The 21,444-nt window shown below is 40.7% G+C and carries 22 protein-coding genes; all 22 read right to left on the bottom strand.

Annotated features, from left to right (window positions below; translation table 11 throughout):
- Positions 1-343: 343 nt before the first annotated feature.
- The 22 genes from pepT to rsmD all read right to left on the bottom strand — a co-directional run bounded on the left by pepT (position 344) and on the right by rsmD (position 21,383).
- On the bottom strand, positions 344-1,576 hold the full coding sequence (gene pepT, locus AB5754_RS00495; protein ID WP_368252125.1) for a peptidase T: 1,233 nt from the start codon (positions 1,574-1,576) through the stop codon (positions 344-346).
- 11 nt (positions 1,577-1,587) lie between these two features.
- A complete protein-coding gene (locus AB5754_RS00490; protein WP_368252124.1) occupies positions 1,588-2,712 on the bottom strand; it encodes a Nif3-like dinuclear metal center hexameric protein in 1,125 nt (374 codons plus the stop codon).
- A gap of 22 nt (positions 2,713-2,734) precedes the next feature.
- Positions 2,735-3,445 carry a tRNA (adenine(22)-N(1))-methyltransferase TrmK gene (locus AB5754_RS00485; RefSeq protein WP_368252123.1) on the bottom strand — a complete coding sequence of 237 codons (711 nt, stop codon included), beginning with the start codon at positions 3,443-3,445 and terminating at the stop codon, positions 2,735-2,737.
- 56 nt (positions 3,446-3,501) lie between these two features.
- Positions 3,502-3,771, bottom strand: coding sequence for a hypothetical protein (locus AB5754_RS00480; RefSeq protein WP_368252122.1), 270 nt, complete (start codon positions 3,769-3,771; stop codon positions 3,502-3,504).
- Positions 3,772-3,792: 21 nt separating this feature from the next.
- Positions 3,793-4,719, bottom strand: a complete 927-nt coding sequence (gene dnaI / locus AB5754_RS00475; RefSeq protein WP_368252121.1) for a primosomal protein DnaI — start codon at positions 4,717-4,719, stop codon at positions 3,793-3,795.
- Positions 4,703-6,085 carry a DnaD domain protein gene (locus tag AB5754_RS00470; protein WP_368252136.1) on the bottom strand — a complete coding sequence of 461 codons (1,383 nt, stop codon included), beginning with the start codon at positions 6,083-6,085 and terminating at the stop codon, positions 4,703-4,705. The genes dnaI and AB5754_RS00470 overlap by 17 nt, the downstream gene beginning before the upstream one ends.
- Before the next feature lie 16 nt (positions 6,086-6,101).
- Entirely contained in the window at positions 6,102-6,581 is a 480-nt protein-coding gene (nrdR, locus tag AB5754_RS00465) for a transcriptional regulator NrdR (protein ID WP_311833607.1), read from the bottom strand.
- A 153-nt stretch (positions 6,582-6,734) separates the two neighbouring features.
- Positions 6,735-7,352 (bottom strand): dephospho-CoA kinase, encoded by a 618-nt coding sequence (gene coaE, locus AB5754_RS00460; protein WP_368252120.1) that lies wholly within the window; start codon positions 7,350-7,352, stop codon positions 6,735-6,737.
- Positions 7,352-8,302 (bottom strand): DNA-formamidopyrimidine glycosylase, encoded by a 951-nt coding sequence (gene mutM / locus AB5754_RS00455; protein ID WP_368252119.1) that lies wholly within the window; start codon positions 8,300-8,302, stop codon positions 7,352-7,354. Before mutM ends, coaE begins: the two co-directional genes overlap by 1 nt.
- A 47-nt stretch (positions 8,303-8,349) precedes the next feature.
- Positions 8,350-10,995, bottom strand: a complete 2,646-nt coding sequence (gene polA / locus AB5754_RS00450; protein ID WP_368259430.1) for a DNA polymerase I — start codon at positions 10,993-10,995, stop codon at positions 8,350-8,352.
- 132 nt (positions 10,996-11,127) lie between these two features.
- Positions 11,128-11,826, bottom strand: coding sequence for a hypothetical protein (locus AB5754_RS00445; RefSeq protein WP_368252117.1), 699 nt, complete (start codon positions 11,824-11,826; stop codon positions 11,128-11,130).
- Between the two features lie 75 nt (positions 11,827-11,901).
- A complete protein-coding gene (locus tag AB5754_RS00440; RefSeq protein ID WP_368252116.1) occupies positions 11,902-12,624 on the bottom strand; it encodes a Bax inhibitor-1/YccA family protein in 723 nt (240 codons plus the stop codon).
- The gene (locus AB5754_RS00435) at positions 12,611-13,072 is read right to left on the bottom strand and encodes a MaoC/PaaZ C-terminal domain-containing protein (RefSeq protein WP_311833602.1); all 462 of its coding nucleotides are present in this window, start codon (positions 13,070-13,072) and stop codon (positions 12,611-12,613) included. The genes AB5754_RS00440 and AB5754_RS00435 overlap by 14 nt, the downstream gene beginning before the upstream one ends.
- A gap of 257 nt (positions 13,073-13,329) precedes the next feature.
- On the bottom strand, positions 13,330-14,664 hold the full coding sequence (gene murC, locus AB5754_RS00430; RefSeq protein ID WP_368259417.1) for a UDP-N-acetylmuramate--L-alanine ligase: 1,335 nt from the start codon (positions 14,662-14,664) through the stop codon (positions 13,330-13,332).
- A gap of 159 nt (positions 14,665-14,823) precedes the next feature.
- Entirely contained in the window at positions 14,824-15,273 is a 450-nt protein-coding gene (locus tag AB5754_RS00425) for a SprT family protein (protein ID WP_368252193.1), read from the bottom strand.
- 3 nt (positions 15,274-15,276) lie between these two features.
- Positions 15,277-17,445 carry a Tex family protein gene (locus AB5754_RS00420; protein ID WP_368259416.1) on the bottom strand — a complete coding sequence of 723 codons (2,169 nt, stop codon included), beginning with the start codon at positions 17,443-17,445 and terminating at the stop codon, positions 15,277-15,279.
- An 88-nt stretch (positions 17,446-17,533) separates the two neighbouring features.
- Entirely contained in the window at positions 17,534-18,268 is a 735-nt protein-coding gene (locus AB5754_RS00415; protein WP_368252195.1) for a metallophosphoesterase, read from the bottom strand.
- A gap of 167 nt (positions 18,269-18,435) precedes the next feature.
- Positions 18,436-18,813: a VOC family protein gene (locus AB5754_RS00410; protein WP_311833597.1), complete on the bottom strand. Its 378-nt coding sequence runs from the start codon at positions 18,811-18,813 to the stop codon at positions 18,436-18,438.
- 1 nt (position 18,814) lies between these two features.
- Complete coding sequence (locus tag AB5754_RS00405; protein ID WP_368252196.1) at positions 18,815-19,210, bottom strand: DUF1149 family protein; 396 nt, start codon at positions 19,208-19,210, stop codon at positions 18,815-18,817.
- Positions 19,211-19,310: 100 nt separating this feature from the next.
- A complete protein-coding gene (locus tag AB5754_RS00400) occupies positions 19,311-20,333 on the bottom strand; it encodes a SepM family pheromone-processing serine protease (RefSeq protein ID WP_368252197.1) in 1,023 nt (340 codons plus the stop codon).
- Entirely contained in the window at positions 20,323-20,817 is a 495-nt protein-coding gene (coaD, locus tag AB5754_RS00395; RefSeq protein WP_368252198.1) for a pantetheine-phosphate adenylyltransferase, read from the bottom strand. Before coaD ends, AB5754_RS00400 begins: the two co-directional genes overlap by 11 nt.
- On the bottom strand, positions 20,814-21,383 hold the full coding sequence (gene rsmD / locus AB5754_RS00390) for a 16S rRNA (guanine(966)-N(2))-methyltransferase RsmD (protein ID WP_368252200.1): 570 nt from the start codon (positions 21,381-21,383) through the stop codon (positions 20,814-20,816). Before rsmD ends, coaD begins: the two co-directional genes overlap by 4 nt.
- Positions 21,384-21,444: the final 61 nt, after the last annotated feature.

Raw genomic sequence — 21,444 nt, 5'->3', positions numbered from 1 at the left:
TCGCTCCCGGACTACCTACCGGGACGTGTTTTTATCTTCTGTATATGATTTTATCACAAATTCGCTCATGAAAGTGTACAATCGCAAAATTAACAACTCGCTATCATCATAAACACTAGACTTGAAACCTTGTTCGTAATACGACTCGTGTTGGCTCGTTATCACTCACCTTACACAGCATTCTCGTAAAACCTCCACCGGTAAAAGCAATAATTTTCATCCTATATAATCGCTGGATTTACTGTATAGGTGTCAAGCAGTATTGGACTTTCACCATCAAGCGTGCGGCACACTAAAAAACGTCGCCGTCCTCTATCAGGACAGCGACGTAGCAAACTAAAGATTAATCTACTACATTTAATTCTGCAATTTTCACAATTACATCAGTGGCTTGTTCCATCGCTTGTAAAGAAACAAATTCAAAGCGACCGTGCATGTTTTCCCCACCGGCAAAAATATTTGGTGTAGGCAAGCCCATATAAGATAATTTTGAGCCATCTGTACCGCCCCGAACAGGTTCAATCGCTGGAGAGATCCCTAACGAAACCATGGCATTTTTCGCCAATTCCACAATGCTCATGTCTTTTTCAATAACTTCTTTCATATTGTAGTATTGATCGCTCATGTCTACTTTTACTCGTGGTTGTTCAAATGATTCATTCAATTGATCTGCTACAGCTTGGATTTTAGCTTTTCGTTCTTCGAAAATTTGACGATCGTGATCTCGGATGATATAGGTCATTTTTGCTTCATCTGGTGTTCCTTCAATGGCTAATAAGTGATAGAACCCTTCTCGACCATCCGTTTTTTCCGGAACTTCATCTTGTGGTAAAGCATTTTGAAAATCAATCGCTAACTGAATCGCGTTGATCATCGTATTTTTAGCGGTCCCTGGGTGAACATTTTTCCCTTCAATGGTAATTTCTGCTTGGGCTGCATTGAAAGTTTCAAATTGTAATTCCCCTACTGGTCCACCATCCATAGTATAAGCAAAGTCAGCACCAAATTGAGCTACATCAAATTTATCAGCCCCAGTGCCAATTTCTTCATCAGGACCAAAGGCAATTTTGATTTCACCATGTTTAATTTCTGGGTTTTTAATCATGATTTCCATCGCTGTCATGATTTCTGCAATCCCAGATTTATCATCCGCTCCCAGTAATGTCGTACCATCTGTGGTAATCAATGTTTGACCTACATAGTTTTTCAAATTCGGAAAGTCTGTTGTATTTAATGTATACTTGCCTGCTTTGTCCAACTGAATAGTCGAAGCGCCATCGTAGTTTTCAATGATTTGTGGGTTTACATTTTCTGCATTGAAATCCGCCGTATCCATATGGGAAATAAAGCCAATGGTGCGCACGTCTTTGTCAGTATTACTAGGCAACGTCCCCATAACAAAGCCATTCTCTTCATTATAAATGACATCCACAAGGCCTAATTCTTTCATTTCTTGTTCCAACTCGTGGGCAAAAGCCACTTGAGTTGGTGTGGATGGTGTGCTAGAGCTAGTTGCATCTGAGCGAGTTTCTGTTTTGACATACTTTAAAAAGCGGGGTAATAAATTTTCATACATGATGATTCCTCCTATTTATATTGAAAGGGATTGGTATTCGTTGTGGAAGGGATAATCTCCACATCCCAATTCAATTCTTTCTTCCACGCTTTCATCTTTTCGACAAAGCGAGGAATGCATACACGTTCAATGTTATGCCCTGGATCGATAACCGTCAAGCCATGCGCTTGCATATCGTGGGCAGTGTGGTAGCTTACATCGCCAGTAAGGTAGACATCAGCACCTTTTACTAGCGCATCTGGATAAAAACCAGCTCCACTTCCCCCACAAATGGCAATTTTTTGAATTAATGGATTCTCAGCACCTACTGGTTGCACCAATCGCAATCCCTCCAATTCAAAGACCTTTTTTACCTTTTCTACAAAATCATCTAAAAACTGCGGTTCAGAAAGACTTCCCACTCGGCCTAGACCATATGTCACCGGATGATTATCCAATGACAACAAGTCATAGGCTGGCTCTTCATAAGGATGATTTGCAAACATAGCTGCTAAAACTTCTTGTTCTTGAAATTCTCGGTACAAAACTTCCACTCGGGCTTCTTCTACCACTTCTGCTTGATCACTCTTCCCAATAGCTGGCTGTGCTTCAGCAGTGGGTGTAAAGCGTCCTTCTCCATGGGAAGTAAAGGAAGTATGGTGATAGTTTCCTTGCTGACCAGCTCCTGCATCGCCTAATGCCTGACGTAATTTTTCTGCATTATCTTTTGGAACATAGACGACTAATTTTTTCAATTTCTCCACATGGGTGCGGGTCAAATAACCCGAAACTCCCACATCAAGCATCTCACAAAACCAATCATTTAACCCATCCCAAATAATGTCCATATTCGTATGAGCGGCATAGACTGCAATATCATTTTTCACTAACTCCATATACATCTGGTTTTGGGGATCGTCACTAGTCAACCGTTTAATTGGTCGAAAAATCGGTGGATGTTTGGCGATTAATAGGTCAATATTCTTTGCCTTCGCTTCTTCCACCACTTCTGGTCGTACATCTAAAGTCATCATGATTTTCTGAATCGGTTTATCCAAGGTACCAATGTGCAATCCCACTGGATCTCCTTCTTCTGCCATCCACAAAGGACAGTATTCTTCAAAACGACGAATAAATTCTCTGCCATTGATTGCCATCGCTATGGTTCCTCCTTTCGTTTTATTTTCCTAAAATAGCCTCAATTCGGGCCAGTTCCGCAGTTAACGTGCTGACTTTTTCTTCTTGAGGAGAAGAAGCTTGTTGCAATTGCAGCAAGACTCGACGAATTTGCTCAGCTTCATGGCGCCATTTTTTGATGAATTCAGGACTTTGTGCTTTCATCAAGAAGGGACCGAAAAATAGTTCTTCTTCACTATAACGGACACCGTCAGCATTTTTCACTGGTTCTGCCACAATAATTTCATACAATTTCCCGTTTTCTTCTAAAATATGTTCTTTTTCAATTTGGTACCCATTTTCCATTAACCAACGGCGGACTTGAGGTTCTGCCACATTTGGCTGCAAGACTAAGCGCTCCGTGCCTGTTAACTGCTTGTTTACTTTACCGGCTTCCAAAATACTGGCTATCAAGGTTCCGCCCATGCCGGCAATAGTCACCGTATCAATCTGATCACTAGTTTTTACTGCGGCCAGTCCATCGGCTAAGCGCACCACGATTTTCTCGTCTAAGCCATTTTTGGCTACTTGATTTTTGGCTGATTCAAAAGGGCCTTTTACCACTTCTCCCGCCACAGCATATTCCAATTTACCCGCCAACATTAACGCTACTGGCAAATAAGCATGATCCGAGCCAATATCAGCTAAGCGAGCACCTACTGGGACTTCTTGTCCCACTAAGGATAGGCGCTTTGATAAAACCTGTTCGTTCATTGATTTACTCCTTTACACAATGAAAGAGGCAAGGACGAATCCCGACCTCTTTTTTCTTATTTCTCGATTAACGTAAGCTCTTCGATGACTTTTCCGGGAATCTGAGGTGGCAAAGACATGGTCATAATCGCCGGCTCTTTTAATTTTACTTGTAGGAGCGCGCCTTCTTTTGCTTCTTTAACAATTTCATTTCCTTGTTCAAAAGTGGTATTCAAAATCACACCATTGTTAAAAGCTGAGTTTTCAACTGATTCAACCTGACTGAGAAAAAGCCGATAGCCCTGCTCTTCTTTGACAATTTTATCAATTGTAGCAGTAAAAATCATTATCTCGCCTCTTTCTTTAAACTAGCTAGGATTGCGTAAGTTCGGTCCTTGTAAAACCAACTCTTTCGCTAAATAACGAATTCGCTCCATAATGCGTTTCGCTTTTAATGGTTCATCCCCATCACGGGTTAAAGTCAAAAATTTCTCCAAACTTTCCATGGTCATATTAGAAGTGAAGAAAGTCGGCAGTTCTTCTTGCATACGATACTGCAAAATCACTCCGAAAACTTCATCTCGCGTCCAAGAAGTAATCGCATCTGCACCTACATCATCTAAAACCAAAATCGGCGCTTTTTTAATTGGTTCAATTTTTTCATTCACACTATTATCGGCAATGCCTCGTTTCACATTGTAAGAAAAAGTTGGATAGTGGACTAACATGGTTTGAAACCCACGTTGGGCCAGTTCATTGGCCATAGCTCCTAATAAGTAAGTCTTGCCACGGCCCACATCACCGGCTAAATACAAACCTTTATGAAAGTTTTGAGGATCTGCAGCATAGTCTTTAACAAACTGCAAAATTTGCAAAATAATTTGGGTTCGCTCCGGAGTACGGTGCACCGTTTTCATCATGGCATTTCGCACATCTTTGGGGATATCGTAAGTCTGAATCCGTTGACGAATTTCTTCTTGTTCTCGTTTTTTCAACAGTTCATCCGTGGGTACATAGGCTACGTCTACATAATGATAATTCAAAGTCAACTGAGGTTCGTAGCCTGGAGCCAGCATGGTGGCGTCTTGTACTTGGAATTTGCGTTTTTCTTTAACAAATTCATAGAGCTTAGAATAACTGCGCACAATGTCTTCATCAGTCAAGCGATCCGCATTCTTTTCCAGAAAAGCTTGCACGTCGGAATCCGCTAAGACTGCTGCCATCATCTCTTCATAACGCTCTTGATAGTTACCGTGGTTCATAATCTTTTGCAAGTTTTTACCCACGTCTTCCATTTTCTTCACCTTCTTCCTGATAGAATTCTTTCAATTGGCGATCCAATTCTGCTTCTAGGGCTGGATCTGCCGGAGTCACATCGTATTTCGTCCAATCTTCCAAGGTTTCTTTTTTCTGAGGACGATTGTTGTAGCGAGTATTTTGTTTACTTTGTTTTTGCTCTTTTTGTTCCTTTTGCTCTTGTTTACGCTGGCGCACATAAGCTATGGCGTCAATAGCCGTGACAATTTGTTTTTCCGACCAGTCGGTTGCAATGGTATTGACAAAGCGCGCATTTAAATCACTTTTGTTTTGATCTACTAAAACATAGTTTAACAATTGATTGATCACTGGATTTGGCAGTGGAGATTTTTCCACCAAGTCTTTTAAGAGCCACTCTTCGTTTTTAGTTACAAAACTGCGCTTGGCTTTTTTTAACTCTTGCAGGTATTTTAAGGGTGGATAGGCTTCGGCCACTTGCACGGCTTCCCAATCCGCTTCGGAATAGCCTTGAGCTAAAAAGATATTTTTTCGACGTAAGATTTGGTCCGGCTCATCTATTGCCTCTTCCGTGTTTTTTATCGGCAGGACTTGGCTTTTTTCTTGCGCCAGTTTTTCCAGCTCTTTGAAAGACAGTTCCCCTGTTTCTAAAGAGATTGCCTCGGCCACTAAGTCGACCAAATCCATTTCTCTATAGCCATAAAACTCGTGATAAAAAGTCAACTTTTCTCGTAAGTCCGGTGTGTATAACGCAGGGTCGATGTATTTTTTCTCTCCAAAATCTTTGATGAACTGCCAATCTAAAGCGGATAAGTCCACCTTTAATTGAGCGCTATCACGTTGGTCTTGATAACCGGTAGTAAATTGCGCTACGTCTTCTCGGGCACTCTTTTGATCAAATTGACCAAAAATCTGGCTAAAACGCAGTGTGATTTCTCGGTAACCGGTTTTGGAAAAAGTTTTTGGCTCAAAGCGTTTCGCGAGTTGTTGAAATTTAAATTGTGAGACTTTGTTTAACAACAACACCGCCAAGGCTTCCTCTTGAAAAAATGCGGTAGGAGCTAAAGGTTCCAGTAACTCATAGGCATAAACTTGACCCAGTTCTTCCTCTTCTTTGACATAGACTTTTATTAATCCAATGGCCTCAAGACGCTGACGGGCGCTTAAAAAGCGGGGCAATCCCATGTCTAAGGCATTTAAGGCATCCATATGCAAAAAATCTTCTTGGCTATCTTCTGCATCCCCTAGTAACGTAAAATACAAACTAATCGCATCAGAGCCTGTAATTGGCTGATATAAATAATACAATGCCTGTTCCCCTTGACTCGTTAAAGGACGAGCCTTAAAGGGATGATAAATATCTTTAGGTTTTAATTCATTGTTCACTTCCAAGCCTGTTTCCTCAACTTCCTGATTCTTCTGGATCCTTGGCTTTCTCCACGATTTCTTGAAGCTCTTTTAGAAAGACTGACATATCTTTAAACTGACGATATACACTGGCAAAACGAATATAAGAAATTTCGTCCACGTCTTTTAAATCTTCCATCACATATTCTCCAATTAATGTGGTGGAGACTTCATTTTCGCCTAAAGAACGCACCCGGGCTTCTACATGGTCCACGATTTGTTCCATCTGTTCCATGGCTACCGGCCGTTTTTCTGCAGAACGAATCAACCCTCGAAGAATTTTTTCTCGGTTAAATTCTTCTCGCTTCCCATCTTTTTTAATCACCAGTAAGGGCGTTTCTTCCAAACGTTCAAAAGTAGTAAAGCGGAAGCCACAATTTTCACATTCTCGACGACGACGAATGGTGCGACCATCATCAGTTTGACGACTATCAATGACTCGGCTTGAATTGTGGTGACATTTCGGACAACGCATAGTTCTAGCCTCTTTTCTTTAAAGGGATCTCCTTGAATTTACAATTTATTTTCGGTAACACAACCTAGCATAATTATAACAGAAACGTTATCAAAAGTGTGCAGTGGCGCATGAAAAACCGGGACCACTCAACTTAGAAAGTCCCGGTTTACGTTATCCATTTATTTTTTCGTGATTTTTTGTGAATCCTTGTTGATCAAGCCAGGATTGTACTTGCTCTTTTGTTTTATCAATGGTGCCTTGATTGTCAAAAAGAATATCGGCTCTTTGCCGTTTTTCTTCGATGGATAGCTGACTGTCCATGCGTTTTTTTGCTTCTGCTGGAGTCAAATGATCCCGCTCCATTAAGCGCTTTTGTTGCAATTCTTCTGGAATGTACACCACTGCCACTTGATCCATATATTGGCCGTAATCCGCTTCATAAAGTAAAGGAATATCCGCAATGACCAGTGGCGCAGTCTTACTAGCTTCCTTGATTTGATCCGTAATCTCCTTGCGCAAATAACCATCTAAAATTTGATCCATTTGCTGACGTTTTTTTGCATCGCCAAAAACAATCTCGCCTAATTTCTTGCGGTCTAACTGTCCTTCTTTACGAATCTCCAAACCAAACGCCTTAGTTAAATCCGTTAAAGCAGGCATTTTCGGTTCCACAATCGCTCTGGCAATTTGATCACCGTCCACTACTGGAAAACCTTGTGCTTTAAAAAAATTGACCACCGTGCTTTTTCCGGTGGCAATTCCCCCAGTAACGCCTAAAACAAAAGCCATTATCGCGCCCCCTTTTTAACCAGTCGCCCATTTCCTTGGTGTAGTTTTTGACAAGTAGGACAAAAATGAGTGCCTCGTTGTGCCACTTTAATTTTTTCAATTGGTGTGCCACATCTTGGACAAGGTTTCCCCGTCTGACTGTATACATTCAATGAAAGCTGAAATTTCCCGGCTTCTCCTAAAGCATTTAGATACGTACGAATCGTAGTACCCCCAGCTGCCACCGCTCTCTTTAAAACATCAATGATTGCCAGACGTAATCTGCTAATTTCTTGATCCGTTAACGTGTTAGCCAGTTGTTCTGGATGAATTTTCGCCTGCCACAACGCCTCATCCACATAAATATTCCCCAAACCAGTCACCAAGTGCTGATCCAGTAATAAAGGCTTAATTGCTTTGTGAGATTTTAATAGGCCTACTTTAAATTCCTTCAAAGTAAAGGCTTCTAGCGTAGGCTCTGGACCTAAACGGGCGATTCCTTTGTAATCACCTGCCGTCCCTTTTGGTAATAAAGCCATTCGCCCAAACTTGCGCACATCGTGATACTGCAATTGACTGCCATCGGTAAAGAAAAACAGCACGTGAGTATGTTTCGTCACAGGATATCCTCCGAGTTCATCTTTAGTAAAGGCATCTTGTAGCTCTTGTACTGTCAATTGACCGGTAATCTCTTCTGCCACCAGCTCAGAAGAAGGCTCGGAGAAAAATTCATACTTGCCTTCCATCCGTAAATGACTGACTAAATCATAATCCGTCAAATGAAAAACCAAATACTTTCCTCGACGGCTAATTTCGTTGATTTTTTGTCCCACTAAGTTGTGGCTAAACGCACTAACTTCTGGGCTTTCAATAATTTTAGGCCATAAGACCAACACTTTGGCAATCGTCTTCCCAACTACCAACTGAGTTAATCCCTGACGTACCGTTTCCACTTCAGGTAATTCTGGCATCCTTTTGCCTCCTTAAAACAGGCTGGAGTACGCCCCCAGCCTAAAAACTATTTTGCTTCGTACCAAGTTGGTCCCCAAGAAGAATCGGTGATTAAGGGAACATGTAAAGCTACGGCGTTTTCCATAACGTCTTTCACCAGTTTATCTAAGGTTTCCAATTCTTTTTCTGGTACTTCAAAGACTAATTCATCATGAACTTGTAACAACATCACCGTTTCTAAATTGGCTTCTTTCATTCGCTTTGCTAAATCAATCATGGCGATTTTCAAAATATCCGCGGCACTTCCTTGAATTGGTGTATTAATGGCGGTCCGTTCCGCAAAACTGCGGAGGTTAAAGTTCCGGGAATTAATCTCTTGTAAATACCGGCGACGATGGTATAAGGTTTCTACAAAGCCTTGGTCTTTAGCATCCCGCACAATATCTTCCATATAGGTTTTTACCCCAGGATATTTTTCAAAATACGTATCAATGTATTGTTGTGCGGCTTTTCTGGTAATGCCTAGATTTTGAGACAGGCCATAATCAGATATCCCATAGACGATTCCAAAATTGACCGCTTTGGCTTGGCGGCGCATATTTGGCGTCACATCTTCGGCTTTTTCAATACCAAAGACGCGCATAGCGGTAGAAGCATGGATATCTTGTCCTTCAATAAAGGCGGCTTTTAAGTGTTCATCGTTGGAAATATGAGCTAAGACCCGCAATTCAATTTGGGAATAGTCGGAAGAATAAATTAGCCAGTCCTTATGACGAGGAACAAAGGCTTCTCTAATTTTACGGCCTTCTTCCAGACGAATTGGAATATTTTGCAAGTTAGGGTCTACTGAGCTTAGCCGTCCAGTTTGGGTCAATGTTTGCACGTAACGAGTGTGGACTTTGCCATCTCCTGCAATTACTCGCAACAAGCCTTCCACGTAAGTTGACTGGATTTTGGCAATTTGACGATAGTTTAAAATATCATCCACAATTGGTGCTTGTTCCCGTAGTTGTTCCAAAACGTCCACCGCAGTGGAATAGCCGGTTTTCGTCTTTTTAATCACCGGTAATCCCATCTTTTCAAAGAGAATCACCCCAAGTTGTTTAGGAGAATTAATATTAAACTCTTCCCCTGCTTCGGCATAAATTTTCTTTTCAATCTCTTGTAATCGCTTGGAAAACTCGCCTTTCATCCTTTGCAGACGGGTAGGATCCACGGTGATCCCCGCAATTTCCATATCTCCTAAAATAAAGGACAGTGGCAATTCCATTTTATAAAAAAGCTCGCTTTGATTTTTATCAGCTAAATCTTGGTCTAAGCGTCCGGATAACCAGTGAATAGCTTGGATTTTCCGAGCTAGATGAGCATAGAAAGTCTCTTCTTCAGCAGGTAGCCCCCGTTTTGCTCCTTTGCCATAAATCGCTTCATCGGATTGAATTTCTTGATAGTCATAATGTCGCGCCACTCCCGCGATATCGTTGGCATTGTCATTTGTATCCAATAAATAAGCGGCCAATAACACGTCAAAATGAACCTTGGTCAATTTTTGGCTAGCATAGCGATTAAGGGCTACATAAGTCCGCTTGGCATCGTACACTTTTTTATTGGCACCATTGGCTAGCCAATCTAAGAAATATTGATTTTCAAATAAGGATAATTCATCCGTGACATAGATTTTTTTAGCAGTTCCCCAAGCCACGCCCACGATTTCTTCGGTATGATAGTTCTCTCCTAGCATTTCTACATATAAAGCCATTTCAGGAGCAAACATTTCAGCTTTAAATTCGCGCACTACTTCAAATAAAACATCTTCCATATCCGGCACATCTTCTGTGATATTTAATTTATCCAAGAACGTCTTAAAATTCATCTCTTGGTAAAATGGAATCAATTTATCTAAATCTTTCCCCACATATTCCAAGCTGTCGATTTCCACTTCAACCGGTGTTTGGCGATTAATCGTCGCCAGTTCCTTAGATAAAAAGGCCAAGTCTCGATCGTTAATCAAGTTTTCTTTCATCTTGCTCTTTTTCATCTCATCGACGTGTTCATAGACCCCTTCCACCGTTTCATATTCCTTCAATAGCTTAATGGCGGTTTTTTCTCCTACTTTTGTCACACCGGGAATATTATCAGAAGTATCTCCTGCCAAACCTTTTAAGTCCACCACTTGAGCCGGTGTCAAACCGTCGTAGCGCTCTGCAACTTTTTCTGGATTGTAAACTTCAATTTCACTGACCCCTTTAACGGTAATGTCCACAGTGATGTCATCGGACACCAGTTGCAATAAATCTCGGTCCCCCGAAACGATTACCACTTCATATTCCTCTTTATTGGCTTTTGTGGCCAGTGTTCCGATAATATCATCGGCTTCATAATTTGCTAACTCATAGGTTTTTACCCCTAGATGATGGATCAATTCCCGGATATAAGGTAATTGTTCACGAAACTCAGATGGCGTTTTGGAACGGCCACCTTTATATTCTTGATACATTTCAGTTCGAAACGTGGTCTTGCCCGCATCAAAAGCCACCAAAACATGGGTTGGTTCTTCTTTTTTCATCACATTGTCAAACATATTATGAAAAGCGTAAATGGCATTGGTGTGGAGACCATTGGCATTTTTAAAACGTTCTAGTGAATTGTGTAAAGCAAAAAAGGCGCGAAAAGCCACGCTATTGCCATCAATTAGTAATAGTTTTTTCTTCATTATTTACTCCTATCTGCCTACTTTATGTAGACCACTGCTGAACTAGCATGAATTGCTCTTATCCATTCTAACAAAAAAAAGCCACAAACACACTGAGAGAAGCCTGTTTGTGGCAGATTTAAGTAAAACAATTTTTCACCAAAGTTCGGATCGAAGTTTTATAGGATTTTCCGTCCATTCCACTCTTTTTAAATGTCTTGGAATCTCTTCGCTTAATTCATAGGTTCCGAGAACAGGTACCGTTTCTTTTTCCATAGGATCGGAACCTTTTGCTAAATAGCTGCCAGCTAATTTCAATAAATCACGCATTCCTAAATTTGTTTTCGTATAGGTATTCACCGTGCCAAAATTTTTCGTCACGGTAGACAAGCGAGGCTTCACTAATTTTTTTTTCATTAAGCGAATCACATCTTCTTGGCGGGTAAAAACGCCAAAAGAACCATCCTCATCAATTTGCCAACTAATATAGGCGTCAATTTCTTCTGGAGCTAAGGACAAATCCCCTTTTTCATAGTGCTTTTGATTTTTATAAGCAGTAAAAGTATTGGGATTATACACGTGAAATTTACCATCAGCATTTAACCCGGTACTTTTCACTAAGTCGACCCCTTCTGCTTTTGATAATACCAAATACTTACGCACTTCAATGGTAAAAGCGGCCGCAAAATATTGGACAAATTTTTCAATAGGTTCCCGAACAAAGAGTTCTCCTAGTGACATTTTTTGCAAACGAATCTCTGGCACAAAGTGAATCAAACGATTTTTTCCATCGGTTAAATCATAGAGATAAAATGTAGAGTTCTTGCCATCTTCAAAGATAAATAATGCTTTCATATAATTCCTCCTAGCTCCAAATAAGAAAAGCTATTTTGAAAGACTGGCTTCCAAAATAGCTTTTTACTGCATTTTTTAATTGTCATCATAACCAAAGATGCGCAGTAAGAATAAGAAAATATTGATAAAATCTAAGTACAACTGCAAAGCTACAAAAGTTGCAATCCCTGTATTTTCAGTGGTTTGAAACTGACCATAATAATTTTTAATCATTTGATTATCATAAGCTGTTAAACCGGTAAAGACTAAAACACCAATAAAGGAAATCACTAAGTCCAATCCACCACTTTTAAAGAAGAACACATTCAACAGCATGGTAATGATTAAGCCCCAAACTAAGATCATGCCGATACGGCCTAGCATACTTAAGTCTTTTTTAATAAACATCCCCACGGCTGCCGCTCCAGCAAAGGTCACCATGGCGGTAACAAAGGCTTGTACTACCGTTGCCGAAGTGTACATGCTCAATGTAATGGAAAGGGTCAATCCTGTTAGCAAGGAATACACCACAAAGCCAGCTAATGTCAAAGCAGGGTTTTTCGTAGCTTTTTTCCCCATCACTCCAACTAGAACCAATTGGAGAATCCATAATCCCCAAATACCTAAAGGAAAACGCATCATAAAGCTAAGTACTTGTGCTTGGAAAACTTCAGCCCCCAGATATGCTGTCACCGCACTTAAGCCTAGTCCTGCGGCAAAAATGCCATAGACTTTCCCATAAAAGCGATTCAAGCCACTCACATCATTGATTATTAAATCAGATTTTCGTGCTCGTATATTTGGATTATTCAATTTCATCACGCTCTTTTCTTGAAGGTGGTTGTACCATCACTACCGCATCTAGCACCCGACTGTCTTCCACGTTGACTGCTTCTACGGAAATGGTTACTACATCTTTCATCTTATCTACTTTGATCACTTCAAATTGAAAAGTCAAAGTTTCATAATGATAAACTGGTTCAATAAAATTCACAGAAAAATTTACGACATGAGATCCAGGACCAGGCAAATGCTTGCTGATGGCAGAAGTAATGATTCCCATAAGCATCACACTTGGTACGATTGGCCGTTGGTATTCGGTTTCTTGGGCGTAATCATGTTGGATATATAAAGGATTGGCATCATTGGTTAAGCCTAAATATAACAACAACTGATTGTCTTCAATGGATTCCGTTAAAGATAACGAGTCTCCCTCCTCAATTTCTTCAATTGTTTTTCCCATGCGCTTATTTCGATTTATCTGCACGTTTTTCCCTCCACAGTTAAGTGTTGTTTAATTGATACTTTCAATTCTATCAAAACCATTAAAAAGTGCAAGCATTCTTCACCTAAAAGCAACTTCTTTTAAAAATGATGGACTTACCAAATAAAAGTGACTATTGATTCCAATGAAGTTCATTTGTTGCAGTACGCTTTTCATTCTGCCCACTTTTGTTCTTATCCAGTTCTTAAAAAAATGACAGCCAGAAAAAAACTTTCTTTTCTGGCTGCCAGTGTTTTCAATTATAAAACGTTACGAGTTGTATTACTTAATAGCTTCTCATAAGCTTGCTCAAATTTTTGAACATCTCCGGCACCCATAAAGATGACTACCGCATTTTCATAGTCTAATAAAGGTGACATATTTTCTTCTTTGATGACTTGGCCGCCTTTTTTAATTTTAGCACCTAAATCTTCAATCTTCACATCGCCTTTTGTTTCTCGAGCAGAGCCAAAGATATCGCAAAGGTATACTTGGTCAGCTAAATCCAAAGCTTCCGCAAAATCGTCCATTAAAGCAATGGTCCGAGTGAAAGTATGGGGTTGGAAGACGGCGATAATTTCTTTTTTAGGATATTTTTGGCGAGCAGCATCAATGGTTGCTTTGATTTCTGCTGGATGGTGGGCGTAATCGTCCACAATTAGCATATCCGCCACTTTCTTTTCTGTAAAGCGCCGTTTTACACCGCCAAAGCTTTTCATTTCTTCCCCTACTTCGGCCATTGGAATCCCTTCTAAATGGGCCACGCCAATAATCCCTAGGGCATTTAAAATATTGTGTTTCCCAAATGCAGGTAGTTCAAAATGGCTGACGAATTCCCCTTTAATGGCCACGTCAAACTCAGAACCTTTTGTGGTCCGTTTAATATTATAAGCTCGAATATCATCATTTTCGCTAACGCCGTAGTAATAAATTGGCACATCGGCTTGGATTTTCCGCAAATAAGGATCATCGCCATAAGCAAAGATGCCTTTTTTCACTTGGTTAGCCATGGATTGGAAAGCATCAAAAACATCATCAATACTATGGTAGTAATCCGGATGATCGAAATCAATATTGGTCATGATCACATAATCTGGTGAATAAGCCAAGAAATGACGACGGTATTCACAAGCTTCAAAGGCAAAGAAATCTGCATCAGGAACTCCGTGCCCAGTACCATCCCCAATCAGATAACTAGTTGGACTCACTCCACTAAAGACATGAGCTAATAAACCTGTGGTACTAGTTTTTCCGTGAGAACCTGTTACCGCAATACTGGTGTAATCTTGAATAAATTGACCGATGAAATCGTGGTAGCGAATTACTTCTGCTCCAAGTTCTTTGGCCCGAACAATTTCTGGATGAGTATCAGGGAAAGCATTTCCCGCAATAATTACCATGTCGGCTTCAATATTCGCTGCATCAAAAGGTAAAATTTTAATTCCGGCTTTTTCCAAATCCCGTTGTGTGAAGAAGTATTCCTCTACGTCAGAACCTTGCACACGATACCCTTTTTCATGTAAAACCAACGCCAATGAGCTCATGCCTGAGCCTTTAATGCCGACGAAATGGTAAAGTTTATTCTTAGCTGTCATATGAATAGTTGTCCTCTTTTCTTGGATTCACTCTTAACTACATCTGTTACGTTACGATTTACGAACCACATTATCTAACAAATTCACAAAAAGTGCAACCAAGTTTTCTTGCGCTCACTTTTTGTGTTGATTCTTGCCATTTTCTTAAACATCAAGGACTTAAAGCAAAACTAAAGGCCCCCGGCAGCGACCACACCGGTATTTTCTTGTGTCAATGCGGCGCTGTCGTACATATTCTTGACCACACTCTTGACAGTGATAGTGAAGCTGCCTTCTCGGTTTATCAATTGTGGAATTGATTCTTGGAGCATAGCGTAACCCTTGGGTAGCTTGCAATAGCTCTTTAAAATCCCGGTCTTGATGGCGATAGCCTCGTTTTGTCAAATGCAAGTGGTAATGACACAATTCATGCACAATAATGCCTTGCTGGACAGTTTCATCTACTTGGTCAAAAAGACTCGGATTAAAATCCAAATGATGATCTTGTAAATGATAACGCCCTCCCGTCGTTTTCAAACGTGGATTAAAGATGGCTTGGTGTTTAAAAGGCCGACCGAAACTTTTTAATGAAATCTCTTCTACTAATTTTTGCAATTCTTGGTTGGTCATGAATTATTCCTTTTTCGGTTCCAACATGGTTAACGCGATGCGACCTTTTTTAAGATCCACATTCTCCACCCAAACGGTGACGATATCACCCACTGCCACCACATCTTTCGGGTGTTTGACAAAACGTTTGCTGAGTTTAGAAAGATGCACCAAACCATCTTGTTTGACGCCGATGTCTATGAAAGCCCCGAAGTCAATCACATTACGCACAGTACCTTTTAATTCCATGCCAGGTAGTAAGTCCTCCATTTTTAAAACGTCTTTTCGCAGCAATGGTGCTGGCATTTCATCCCGCATATCCCGACCCGGTTGAATCAAAGCTTTCACAATATCTTGTAAGGTGGCTTTTCCCACGCCTAATTCATTTACCAATTTGGTTAAATCCAAAGCCTTTAATGCTTCTGCAGCTTTTGGTGTGCCCAATTCTTTTTCAGTAAGTTTAGCTGCTTCTAGCACAGCCTTGGCAGCCCCATAGCTTTCTGGGTGAATCCCCGTGTTGTCTAACACTTGTTTGCCTCCGGGAATTCGCAAAAAACCAATCGCCTGTTCGTAAGCTTTAGGCCCCAAACGTGGTACTTTCTTTAATTGATTACGAGCATTGAATGCTCCATTTTCTTCTCGATAGTTCAAAATATTCTGGGCAGTGGTTTTATTCAAGCCAGAAATATGTTGCAAAAGTTGCGGGCTAGCCGTATTTACATCCACTCCTACTTGGTTAACCACCGTTTCCACCACAAAATCCAGTTGCTCGCCCAAACGTTTTTGAGAGACGTCGTGTTGGTATTGCCCTACCCCCACGGCTTTCGGATCAATTTTCACCAACTCTGCTAGTGGATCTTGTAAGCGCCGACCGATGCTAATGGCGCTACGTTCTTCCACAGCCAAGTCCGGAAATTCACTTCGAGCAATATCACTGGCAGAATAAACGGAGGCTCCAGCTTCATTGACAATCACATAAAAGACATCCCGATCAACCCGATGCAATTGTTCTGCTACAAATTGCTCGGATTCTCGACTGGCAGTCCCATTGCCAATGGCTACCATTTCCACACCATAGCGTTCAATTAACTCGACAAACTGATCTTTAGCGGCAGCACGCTTAGCCTGGGCTGCTGGCGCATGGGGGTAAATTACAGAAATCCCCAAGACTTTTCCGGTAGCATCTAAAATGGCTAATTTACACCCAGTACGATAAGCCGGATCGAAACCCATGACGACTTTCCCTTTTAATGGTGACTGTAACAATAAATTCCGTAAGTTTTCGCCGAAGACATCAATGGCTTGCTCATCAGCAGCTTCTGTTAATTGACCGCGAAATTCCCGTTCCAACGCTGGTGCAATAAACCGTTTATAAGCATCTTCATAGGCGGATTGAATCACACTTTTAGCGATTGTTTTTTTAGGCAATAGCTGCTTTTGCAAATAAGCTAAAATACTTGCTTCCGAAACTTCAATAGCAACTTTTAAGATTCCTTCTTTTTCTCCTCGATTCGTAGCCAAAATGCGATGAGAGACCATTTTTTTAATCGGTTCAGAAAAGTCGTAATACATTTCGTAAACGCCTTTTTCATCTTTTTCTTCGTCTTTCACCTTGCTGACGTATTGACCATGATTTTCTGTATATGTGCGAATCCACTTACGAAAATCTGGATTATCTCCAAATTCCTCTGCTAGAATCTCGTGAGCCCCTGCAAGGACAGCGTCTACATCTGGTACTTCTTTTTCTGGGTTGATGTACTCAGAGGCCACGGCAATTAAATCGCCTTCACTTGGCAACGTCATCAGCCAAGAGGCGAATGGCGCTAGTCCTCTTTCTTTTGCAATCGTCGCTTTAGTACGGCGCTTTTGCTTGTAAGGACGATACAAATCTTCTAACTGCTGCATTTTGCTAGCTTTTTGAATCGCAAATTTAAGTTCTGGTGTCAACTTTTCTTGTTCTTCAATTAAACGCAAGACTTCTTCTTTGCGTTTTTCCAAGTTTTCTAAATAGTGATAGCGTTCTTCGATTTCCCGAATCTGCACTTCATCTAAATTTCCTGTCGCTTCTTTTCGATAACGGGCAATAAAAGGGACCGTGTTACCTTCTAATAATAAATCCAATACTCGTTTCATCTGTTGGGGACGGTACTGGGTTAACTCTTGTTTTAATAATTCAAAAATACTTGCTTCCACTGGGGTCACACCTTTCTTATCCAATCCAAATTATTTTACCATAAAAAACAGATTCTCACTTTTCAGTAAGAATCTGTTTTACTGTTCTTTAAATTGAAGGCTGCCACGGTCCCTCTAAATTTTGGTACTCAATGTCTTGTACAATTCCTTCAGTATCAAAAATCACCCCGTGAAGACTACCGCCAAAGACCGCCCCACCATCGATGCCAATCTTATAATCTTGATGCCAAAGATCTGTCGTCATCATATCTCCATGTAATACTGGAGTAATGGTATGACCAAAGACAATGGTCTTTCCCGTGTGATTTTTGCCTTGATAAAAAGCTTCCCTAATCCAAACAAAGTCATGAGGACTGGTTTTATGCCAATCTTTTTGTCCCAAATCAATTCCAGCGTGAACAAAAACATAAGGGCCCCATTCATAATACAAAGGTCGTTTTGCTAAAAAGGCAACTAAGTCCTTATAGCGGCTTCTGATCATCATGGCGATTTCCGTTGGGGAATATTCTTCCCACGCGCCTTTGTGTAAGAGGCTTTCAATGGTTTGTCGGCCACCATTTTGTTCATAGAGTTGTCCCACGTCTTCTGGATGGGCCAAAAAATAAAGCAATAACTCTTCGTGATTTCCCATTAAATAAACAGCACCGTGTTCTTCTACTAGTTTTTTTGCCAGTAGAAAACTCTCTTTCACTTGTGGCCCCCGGTCATTTATATCCCCCATTAGCACCAATTGATGCAATTTAGGCTCATAATAATCTGCAACTTGGCTAAACAAATCATACATCCCATGGACATCCCCTATGGCAAATACATAAGGTTTCAATTTTGCCACCTCCTAACTCAATTACTCAAGTCAAGTGTACGCTATTTTGAAAAGAAATGCGAAGAAGGCGACTAGTCTGCTAGTAAGAAACAAATTGTCCTATTCTTTTCAGTAAAAATCAAAGACATCTGCTGTTGATATTCTCAAAAGCAAATGTCTTCTAATTTTTATTCAGCTAAGCCACTAACGGCGAAGTAATTTCCTTCAGGATCGGCAAAGTTAAAAATCAACCGATCACCTAATTGTACCAATTCGCCTAATGTAACATTTTGAATTTGCATTTTTTGATACAAGTCAAAAACATCCTTCGCCTCAAACATAACCGATGGCGTTGCAATGTTAACCTCAGGAGAATGACTTTGCACATACGTTAAATCATAAATGACAAAATGCAGATTACTAGTAGCCGTTGGTGCGATTTCCAAGACTAATGTTCCATCTGCTTCTGTTTCGTCTAGGATTACAAAGCCTAAACTTTGCCAAAAAGCCCCTGCTGCTGCCACATCGTTCATATAAAGCATCACTTGAGTTTCACTGTTAAACATCTTATTCCTCCGCGAGTGTGGCATCTGCATGGAAGTTTAATTTCAAGCCAGGTTCGTCCGTAGCGATTTCCGTTACTTCATAGCTAATTCGTTCGACTAGATCAAACAAGGGCGCTACGATTTCATCAATTTCTTCTTTGGTTAAATCTTCTTGATTGGCAATTTTACGATTCACAATATGGTTAATCTGACTGATTTGACCAGAGAGAACATACTCTTTAAAAGCCAAAAGGAATTCCAAGCGAGTTCCTAAAATACTATTTTCTTTCGGATAGTTTGGATCATTTGACTCCAATGGCGCAAACCCTACATTTAATTTTGTTTCATATTCTTGATCTGGAATCCGTTGATCATAGTGATACGCTTCGACCACGGGTTTTTGACGTTTTATTTCCACGTGTCTTCCTCCTTACTTATGTTATTGCAAATTATACCACATCGTCGTTCAAAATTTAAAAACCAGTGACAAGAAAACCTCGTCACTGGCTGTCATAACATCAATTCAACTTCTCTAAATAGCTCACTGCATCATTTAAAGTAGCTATGGGCACAATTTTCATATCTGTGCCCAATTTTTTGGCAGCAGCTTTGGCCTCCTTGTAGTTGGTATCTTCTTCTGATTCACCCTTTGGTGCAAAGAAAATCTTTGCGCCGCTTTCTGCAGCAGAAGCAACTTTTTTGTCAATTCCACCGATTTGCCCTACTGTCCCATCGGCATTCATAGTCCCGGTGCCAGCAATATCTAATCCTTGACGCAAGTCTTCCTCAATCAACTGTTGGTAAATTTCTAAAGTAAACATCAATCCAGCAGAAGGACCCCCGATATTGTCCACATCAAAGACAATTTTTTCATCGGTTTTGATTTTTGTATGACTGGTCAATGTAATTCCAATTCCCGCTTTTCCTTTATTTGGCTCAGGTAATTCAATCAATTTGCCCCGGGCTTCTTTTTCTTTGTCATTGTGAAGATAGGTCACCGTTACTTCATCCCCCACAGTTTGATTGTGAACGTAATCCACTAAAGCATCCGCATCAGCAAAGCTTTTGCCGTTAACCTTGGTCACTGTATCTCCCACGGCAATCTTGCCATAAAAGCTAGAAGCAGAGTCGATTGCCATGACATAGACACCTAAATACGTCATCTCATAAGGTTTATCGGCCAATTTCAAGGCTTGCTCAATGGCTGCATTTTGGGAGGATTCCATATAGTAAGCCTGCATTTGATCGTATTCTTCTGTTGTGGCCCCACCCATCAGCTCATCTTTACTAACCACGTCTTCAAAATCAGAAAACTTCGCCTTAGCTACCGTGGCCACAGTCCCTTGACGGATCCCCACCGAAGTGAGAGAAAATGAACCGGAGTGCTGGTCTTCTTTGCCATTGACCTTAATTAACTCGGATAAATCAATGGTTGCCCCAGGACCTTCTACATAAAAAGGAATCGGCACTAAAAAACAAGCCAATACAATCAACCCAGCTATTACTAAACCTAAACGCTTCAAGGAAAATTTATTTTTCATTACGCTCACGCTTTCCAAGCATTGCTTGATAAATTGGTTTTGGCAAATACTCTGCCACATCGCCTTCAAAAAGCAGTACTTCTTTTAATAGGCTAGAGCTGATATGGCTGTATTTGGGATTTGCCAACAAAAAGACAGTTTCCAGTTCCTCATCTAAATGGCGATTCATCGTCATAATGTCTTTTTCATATTCATAGTCCTTAATACTACGAATACCCCGCAACAAAAACTGGGCTCCCATTTTTTTAGCGTAATTCACTGTCAATTCACTAGTTTGTGCTTCCACTCGTACATTAGGTATATGACCGACACTTTCTTTAATCAACTTTTGTCGCTCTTCTGGAGTAAACCACGAATGCTTGCCAGTGTTGACAAAAACACCGATAATCACTTCATCAAATAGCTTGGCTCCTCTTTCCACTGTGTCTAAATGCCCCATAGTAAACGGATCAAAGCTTCCGGGAAATAATGCGATTTTTTTCATTCTGTCACCTTCTGTTTCATTTCATAAATACGAACTGAGGTAATGCCGTAGTTTTGCTCCCGGCGCAATATCAAGTTGCCAATTTCTTCTGGTAAATCCACTCGTTTATCTGTTTCACAAACTACGACTGCATCTTTTGCCAATAAGTCCAACTCTTGCATTTTTGCTAATTCTTTTTCAATCACTTGTTTAGCATAGGGAGGATCTAAAAGGACTAAATCCACTTGGCTCCCTAGCTCTGACAGCTTTTGCAAGGCAGCTTCCGCAGACATCTTCCACAGGGTAAAACGAGCTTCCGCCTTTGTCAATGCCACATTTTCCTTAATAACTTTCATTGCCGGAAAACTCCGGTCCACCAAATACCCTCGTTCCATCCCCCGGGACACGGCTTCAATACCTAAGCTACCACTGCCGCTGTACAAGTCCAAACAAACGCCCCCGTCAAAATAAGGGCCAATCATATTGAAAATCGATTCTTTAACTTTATCTGTAGTAGGACGGGTATTATCTCCTGTGAGGCTCTTTAAACGCCGTCCCCGAAATTCTCCAGAAATTACTCTCATCATGTTTCCTGCTTTCTTGTTTCAGCAAAAAAGGCGGTTTCGATTCTCATTGAATCCCGCCTTT

This window comes from Enterococcus sp. 2201sp1_2201st1_C11_2201SCRN_220225 (assembly GCF_040925905.1).
GTDB lineage: Bacteria > Bacillota > Bacilli > Lactobacillales > Enterococcaceae > Enterococcus_C > Enterococcus_C asini_A.
The sequence above is the reverse complement of the archived record's forward strand: the minus strand, read 5'-3'. Positions and strand labels throughout refer to the sequence as shown.